Genomic DNA, 6,492 nt, shown 5'->3' with positions numbered 1-6,492 from the left:
CTGCCGGCTGCGCTGGCCGAGATCGAGGTCTGAGCGACCCGACCCGACAAAGGGACAGGCCCCGGGTCTCTGACCGAGACCCGGGGCCTGACTGGTGTCGAGGGGGGGACTTGAACCCCCACGCCCGTTAAGGGCACTAGCACCTCAAGCTAGCGCGTCTGCCATTCCGCCACCCCGACAAGGTGATGAGCAAGCAATCCGTCCTCTCGGGCGAATCCCTTGCGGCGAGGTGAAACGGTAGCACGGGACCTGACCAAATGCCCAAACGGGCGGGCGGCACCCAACGAGCCCAGCGGCATACGCTCACGTCATGCCGAACCCCGCCGCGAAGGACACGTCTGCGCCCACCCCGACCACCCACGTGACGGCGCAGGACGAGGTCGCGCGGATCTGCAGCGACCTGATCAGGATCGACTCGTCGAACTACGGCGACGACAGCGGACCGGGGGAGCGGGCGGCAGCCGAGTACGTCGTGGGCCAGCTGGCCGAGGTCGGTCTCGAGGCCGAGCTGCTCGAGAGTCGCCCGGGGCGAGCGACCGTCGTGCTGCGCCTGGAGGGGACCGACCCCACCCGGCCCGGCCTCGCCGTGCACGGGCACCTCGACGTGGTGCCGGCCAACGCGGCCGACTGGCAGGTCGACCCCTTCGGCGCTGAGGAACGCGACGGCTGCATCTGGGGACGCGGCGCCGTCGACATGAAGGACATGGACGCCATGATCCTGGCCAATCTGCGCGAGTTCGCGCGCACGGGCACCCGGCCGGCGCGGACGACGACCTTCGTCTTCTTCGCCGACGAGGAGGCCGGCGGGGTCCACGGCAGCCACTGGCTCGTCGACCGGCACCCGCACTGGTTCGAGGGCGTCACGGAGGCCGTCAGCGAGGTCGGCGGCTACAGCGTCAGCGTCCCCACCCCGGACGGCGAGCGCCGCGCCTACCTGCTCCAGACGGCCGAGAAGGGCATCCTCTGGCTGCGGCTGCACGCCCACGGCCGTGCCGGGCACGGGTCGGTGCCCAACGACGAGAACGCCATCGTCCGCCTCGCCGCGGCCATCGGCCGCATCGCCACCCACGAGTGGCCCCGCGAGTACATCGCCTCCGTCAAGCAGCTCCTCGACGGGCTGAGCGCCCTGACCCAGCAGCCGTATGCCGCTGGGCTCGACCCGCTGCTCGCCACCCTGGGCGGCGCGCAGGGTTTCGTGCGCGGGACCCTGCAGGACACGGCCAACGTCACCATGCTCGACGGCGGCTACAAGCACAACGTCATCCCGCAGTCCGCGTCGGCGGCCGTCGACTGCCGTTACCTGCCCGGCCACGAGGAGTCGCTCCTCGCGACCATCCGAGAGCTCGCGGGCGAGCACGTCGAGGTCGAGGTCGTCCACCGCGACATCGCCATCGAGGCGCCCTGGGAAGGCAGTCTCGTCGAGTCGATGAAGCAGTCCCTGCTCCGCGCCGACCCGGGAGCAACGGTGCTGCCCTACTGCCTGTCCGGCGGGACCGACAACAAGGCGCTCGCGACGCTCGGGATCACCGGCTACGGCTTCGCGCCGCTGCGCCTGCCCGCCGACCTCGACTTCGCGCCCATGTTCCACGGCATCGACGAGCGCGTGCCCGTCGAGTCACTGCGCTTCGGGGCGCGAGTGCTCGGCGACTTCCTGCGCACCTGCTGACCCCGGGTCGGGCGCTCAGGCGGTGCGCTGGACGCGGATGATCCGCCGGCGCAACCAGACCCGGTGGACGCCGCCCTCGTAGCGGACCGAGCGAGTCAGCTCCCAGCGGCCGTACTCCGCATGCTCGCGCACGGCCTGGCGCCGCGTCGCCTTGGACGTGTGCCGGTCGAACGTCAGCACGTGGTACTCGTACTCGGTCATCGCGGACATTGTGGCACCCGAGTCCCCATCAGGCCGCCAGTCCGTGGGGTACGGTCACACGGTAAGGCCCAGGGGATCGGGGGAGGCCCGCCCGGGGGCGCCCCAAGGCCCAGGAGGGCACCATGCTGAAGAGGACCCGCCGCGTCGCGGCCGCCACCATCGTCCTGCCGCTCGCGCTGCTGACCGCGTGCTCGTCGGACACACCGGCCCCGACCGCCAACCCGACGGCGGCCGGCACGATCGCAGGCTCGACGACCACGCCCGCGACCAGCACGGCCGCGCCGACGCACGGGGACCGGGACTCCTTCGTGGCGGCGCTGCTGGCCGGCAGCACCAAGATGACGACCGCGCACGTCGAGATGGCGATGGAGATCGAAGGTCAGGCCGTCACCATGTCGGGCGACATGAAGATGGCTGGCGCCAGCCCCGCCATGCAGATGACGATGGACATGGGCGAGGCGATGAGCCTCGACATGATCCTGCTCGAGAGCTCGCTCTTCCTCAAGGGCATCCCCGGCCTCGAGCCGGGCAAGTGGGCCAAGGTGGCCGTCACCGGAGCCATGGCCGAGGAGTTCGAGAAGTCGCTCCAGCAGGCCGACCCCGCCCAGCTCGCGGCCACCTACGAGAAGGCCGTCAAGGACGTGAAGTTCGTCGGTGCCGAAGAGGTGGATGGCGAGCCGGTGCAGCACTACGAGGTGACGATGGACACCAAGGCGCTGGGCGACACCCTTCCCCAGGACGCCAAGGACCTGCCCGACACCGTCGTCTACGACATGTGGCTCGACGCCGACAACCGGCTCCGCCAGGTGGTCTACTCCGTCGCGGGGGCCGAGGTGGAGATGAAGATGAGCAACTACGGTGAGCCCGTCGACATATCCGCACCGCCGGCGGCCGACGTCGTGGAGGTCCCCAACTCCTGAGCCGAGAGGCTCGAGCAGGTGGTGAACGGCTCGTGAACGTCTGCTGCGTTCGCGAGCCGTTGCCCGTTCGAGCAGGGCCATTTGGTGCCGACATTCGGTGTCATCGTCCTGCCCGGTCGACTACGGTCGACTCATGACCGTGGAGCCCCGCGCCGCCCTGGAGCGGCTCATCACTGCGCTCGAACGCCACTACGAGGCGGCAGCGTCCGCCAAGGATCCCGACCACCCCCTCGTCACCGCGGCGGCGCAGGACCTGGCCGAGGCGTTCGACGAGTACGACGAGGCGCTCTTCGTGGCGACGGAGGTCGCCACGCCGCTGGCCGTCTACGGTGACGACTTCGACGGTCACGAGGACGAGGAGGACTCCGACGGCGTCTACGCCGGGCTCGACCCGGACGAGTACGACGACGAGGATGACGAGGACGACGAGGACGACGATCTTGACGACGACGACCTTGACGACGACGACCTTGACGACGACGACCTTGACGACGAGGACGAGGACGACGACCTCGACTATGACGACGAGGACGACGACGATCTCGACGACGATCTCGACGGCGACGACCGGGGCGGCCCGACCAGCAAGGCCTGAGGGGAGCGGCGTGACTCCCTGAGCCCGCAGGCGCCCCGGGGTCAGCCGAGGTGGGACACGTCCTCCAGGGCGTCGACGATCTCTGGTGGCAGGGTCAGCTCGAGGCTGGTGAGCGCGGTCCGCAGCTGCGCGCTGGTGCGAGCGCCGACGATGGGCGCCGTCACCGCCGGGCGGTCGCGCACCCAGGCCAACGCCACCTCCGAGGGGGACACCCCGAGCCCTCGGGCGGCCATGACCACGGCCTCGGAGACCCGCATGCTGTGCTCGTCGAGGAACCGCTCGGCGAAGGCGGGGAAGTCCGGCGACGTCGCACGCGAGCCCGCTGGGACGCCGGACCGGTACTTGCCGGTGAGGACGCCGCGGCCCAGTGGCGACCAGGCGAGGATGCCGAAGCCGAGCGACTCGGCCGCGGGCAGCAGCTCTCGCTCGGCACTGCGCTCCACGAGGGAGTACTGGATCTCGTTGACCACCAAGGGGACCCGTGACTGCTCGAGCAGGCTGAAGGCGCGGGTGGCCTGCCAGCCGGAGTAGTTCGACACACCGACGTAGCGGGCGCGTCCGGTGGCCACCGCCCACTCCAGTGCGGACAGGGTCTCGGTGAGGGGCACCTCGTCCGACCAGCTGTGCACGAGCCAGAGGTCGACGTGGTCGGTGCGCAGCCGCTGGAGGGAGGCGTCGAGCTGGTGCATCAAGCCGCGGCGCGAGACGTCGACCCGGCGTTCGTCGGCCACCCGGTGGATGCCGGCCTTGGTGCAGATGACGAGGTCGTCGCGGGGGACGAGCTTGTCGAGCATGTCGCCGAGGCAGGTCTCCGCGTCCCCGCCGCCGTAGCCGTAGGCGGTGTCGACGAGCTGGCAACCGGCGTCGAGGAAGGCGCGCACGTGGTCGGTCGCCTCGTGGCGGTCGACGGAGTTGCCCCATGTCATGGTCCCGAGCGCCAGGGGAGTGACCCGAAGGCCAGAGGTGCCGACTCGTCGCTGCATGGTGCAGCACGGTAGCCGCTCGGGTGGTCGCGACCGGGTGGCGGCGCGCCGGTAGGGCAGGGGAGCGGCGCTACCCTCCCCCCATGCGACTGGGAGTGAACCTCGGTTACTGGGACCGCGGCGCCGCCGGCCACGACATGGTGGCCATCGCCGTCGAGGCGGACCGGCTCGGATTCGACAGCGTCTGGGTCGCCGAGGCCTACGGCTCGGACGCGCCGTCGATGCTCGCCTGGATCGGGGCGCTGACCGAGCAGGTCCACCTCGGGTCCGCGGTGATGCAGATCCCGGCGCGGACGCCGGCGATGACCGCGATGACGATCGACACCATGTCGGGCGGCCGGTTCCGCCTGGGCCTCGGCGTCTCCGGTCCGCAGGTCAGCGAGGGGTGGCACGGGGTGCGGTTCGCCAGCCCGCTCGGGCGGACCCGCGACTACGTCGACATCGTCCGTTCGGCACTGCGTCGTGAGCGGGTGACCCACGCGGGCCCGCACTACGAGCTGCCGCTGCCGGACGGGCCCGGCAAGGCGCTCAAGCTCGGCTCGCGCCCGCTGCGGGCCGACGTGCCCGTCTACCTCGCGGCCGTCGGCCCCCGGAACCTCACCCTCACGGGCGAGATCGCGGACGGCTGGCTGGCCATCTTCCTCAGCCCGGAGCACGCCCGGGAGGAGATCCGACTCATTGCCGAGGCACGCCGCGCGGCCGGGCGCGGCACGACGGAGGACCCCCTGTCGGGGTTCGACGTGGTGTCGTCGACCCCGGTCGTGCTCGTCGACGACGTCAGCGAGGCAGCCGACCACCTGCGGGACTACTGCGCCCTCTACATCGGCGGGATGGGCTCGCGGGAGCAGAACTTCTACAACCGGCTCGCGTGCCGGATGGGCTTCGAGGAGGAGGCCGCGCGGATCCAGGACCTCTACCTCGCGGGGCACCACCGTGAGGCTGCCGCCGCGGTCCCGATCGACTTCATCGACGAGACCGCGCTGCTCGGCTCGCCGCAGCGGGTCGCGCGTCGGCTCGGCCGTTACGAGGAGGCCGGCGTGACGACCCTGGCCGTGGCCACCGGGGGGCGGATGACCCGGCAGCAGGCCACCGCGACCCTGGCCGTGATGGCGGATCTGCACGCCGCCCGCGGGGCCCCCGGCGCCTGACCTGCCGTCCGCGCCTGACAGCCGCCCCGGCTAGGCTGCACGCCTGTGCCCACGCACGCCCAGGCGGGCCGGGCCACCCCGGCGTTCCCCCGACCCAGAAGGTTTCGTGAATCGTGGCTGACCTGAGCTATCTCGACGCAGTGATCCTCGGCGTCGTGGAGGGCCTGACCGAGTACCTGCCCGTCTCGTCGACGGGCCACCTCACCATCACCGAGAAGCTGCTCGGCCTGGAGGTGGACGCCCCGGCCGTCACGGCCTACACCGCGGTCATCCAGCTCGGCGCCATCGCCGCCACGCTGATCTACTTCTTCAAGGACATCGTCCGGTTCGCGCGCGCCTGGTTCCGGGGCCTCGCCTCGGCGGAGGGACGGCGCGACCCGGACTACGGTCTCGCGTGGGCCGTGGTGATCGGCTCGCTGCCGGTCGGCGTCGTCGGGTTCCTCGCCCGCGACCTCATCGCCGGTGCCCTGCGCAGCCTCTGGGTCGTGGCCGCGGCGCTCGTCCTGTGGAGCGCCGTCATGGTGGTGTCCGAGCGGATGCACACGACCTACGAGCGGCGGGCGGCCGTCCGGGGCGAGCACTCCGTGACCCCGGTGGACGGGCTGGTCATCGGTCTCGTCCAGTGCTTCTCGCTCATCCCCGGCGTCTCCCGCTCGGGTGCCACGATCTCGGCAGGCCTGGCCCGGGGCATCGACCGGGTCACCGCGACGCGGCTCAGCTTCTTCCTGGCCATCCCGGCGCTGACCGCGGCGGGAGTCTTCCAGGCCGCCGAGCAGCAGGACGCCCTGGTCGACCTCGGGATCGGCCCGATGATCGTCGGTCTCGTGGTGGCGTTCGCCGTCGCCTACGCCTCGATCGCGTGGCTGTTGCGCTTCGTCGCCTCCAACAGCCTGCTCTCGTTCGTCTGGTACCGGGTCGGCCTGGGCCTCGTGCTCGCCGTCGTCCTTGGGGCGGGTTGGCTCTCGGCCACGTGACCCGT

7 protein-coding genes and 1 tRNA gene are annotated in these 6,492 nt (G+C 71.3%); 5 read left to right on the top strand and 3 right to left on the bottom strand.

The window, feature by feature from the left end:
- Nucleotides 1-92: 92 nt before the first annotated feature.
- Nucleotides 93-179, bottom strand: a tRNA-Leu gene (locus OO014_RS09510).
- Between the two features lie 131 nt (nt 180-310).
- Between OO014_RS09510 and OO014_RS09505 the strand changes: the two genes are divergently transcribed.
- Nucleotides 311-1,666: a M20/M25/M40 family metallo-hydrolase gene (locus OO014_RS09505; RefSeq protein WP_272462067.1), complete on the top strand. Its 1,356-nt coding sequence runs from the start codon at nt 311-313 to the stop codon at nt 1,664-1,666.
- Nucleotides 1,667-1,681: 15 nt separating this feature from the next.
- Here the strand turns inward: OO014_RS09505 and OO014_RS09500 are convergent, their stop codons facing one another.
- A complete protein-coding gene (locus OO014_RS09500) occupies nt 1,682-1,867 on the bottom strand; it encodes a DUF5703 family protein (RefSeq protein WP_272462066.1) in 186 nt (61 codons plus the stop codon).
- A 122-nt stretch (nt 1,868-1,989) separates the two neighbouring features.
- On the opposite strand from OO014_RS09500, the gene OO014_RS09495 reads away from it, so the two are divergent.
- Together OO014_RS09495 and OO014_RS09490 are read left to right on the top strand one after the other, a co-directional pair.
- Nucleotides 1,990-2,787: an LppX_LprAFG lipoprotein gene (locus OO014_RS09495; RefSeq protein WP_272462065.1), complete on the top strand. Its 798-nt coding sequence runs from the start codon at nt 1,990-1,992 to the stop codon at nt 2,785-2,787.
- A 133-nt stretch (nt 2,788-2,920) separates the two neighbouring features.
- Nucleotides 2,921-3,382: a hypothetical protein gene (locus OO014_RS09490; RefSeq protein ID WP_272462064.1), complete on the top strand. Its 462-nt coding sequence runs from the start codon at nt 2,921-2,923 to the stop codon at nt 3,380-3,382.
- 41 nt (nt 3,383-3,423) lie between these two features.
- Here the strand turns inward: OO014_RS09490 and OO014_RS09485 are convergent, their stop codons facing one another.
- Nucleotides 3,424-4,365 carry an aldo/keto reductase gene (locus OO014_RS09485; protein ID WP_272462063.1) on the bottom strand — a complete coding sequence of 314 codons (942 nt, stop codon included), beginning with the start codon at nt 4,363-4,365 and terminating at the stop codon, nt 3,424-3,426.
- 83 nt (nt 4,366-4,448) lie between these two features.
- On the opposite strand from OO014_RS09485, the gene OO014_RS09480 reads away from it, so the two are divergent.
- Both OO014_RS09480 and OO014_RS09475 read left to right on the top strand, forming a co-directional pair.
- On the top strand, nt 4,449-5,513 hold the full coding sequence (locus OO014_RS09480; RefSeq protein ID WP_272462062.1) for an LLM class F420-dependent oxidoreductase: 1,065 nt from the start codon (nt 4,449-4,451) through the stop codon (nt 5,511-5,513).
- A 113-nt stretch (nt 5,514-5,626) separates the two neighbouring features.
- On the top strand, nt 5,627-6,487 hold the full coding sequence (locus OO014_RS09475) for an undecaprenyl-diphosphate phosphatase (RefSeq protein ID WP_272462061.1): 861 nt from the start codon (nt 5,627-5,629) through the stop codon (nt 6,485-6,487).
- The last annotated feature ends 5 nt before the right edge of the window (nt 6,488-6,492 follow it).

The sequence above is a fragment of the Intrasporangium calvum genome, assembly GCF_028446585.1.
Classification (GTDB): Bacteria; Actinomycetota; Actinomycetes; order Actinomycetales; family Dermatophilaceae; genus Intrasporangium; species Intrasporangium calvum_A.
Note: the sequence above shows the minus strand (reverse complement) of the source record. Positions and strands in the feature narration are given on the sequence as shown.

Bases quoted from the DNA above. Each gene is read 5' to 3' on its own strand.
- OO014_RS09500 (WP_272462066.1), bottom strand. From the start codon at position 1,867: ATGACCGAGTACGAGTACCACGTGCTGACGTTCGACCGGCACACGTCC.
- OO014_RS09490 (WP_272462064.1), top strand. From the start codon at position 2,921: ATGACCGTGGAGCCCCGCGCCGCCCTGGAGCGGCTCATCACTGCGCTC.
- OO014_RS09495 (WP_272462065.1), top strand. From the start codon at position 1,990: ATGCTGAAGAGGACCCGCCGCGTCGCGGCCGCCACCATCGTCCTGCCG.
- OO014_RS09485 (WP_272462063.1), bottom strand. From the start codon at position 4,365: ATGCAGCGACGAGTCGGCACCTCTGGCCTTCGGGTCACTCCCCTGGCG.
- OO014_RS09505 (WP_272462067.1), top strand. From the start codon at position 311: ATGCCGAACCCCGCCGCGAAGGACACGTCTGCGCCCACCCCGACCACC.
- OO014_RS09480 (WP_272462062.1), top strand. From the start codon at position 4,449: ATGCGACTGGGAGTGAACCTCGGTTACTGGGACCGCGGCGCCGCCGGC.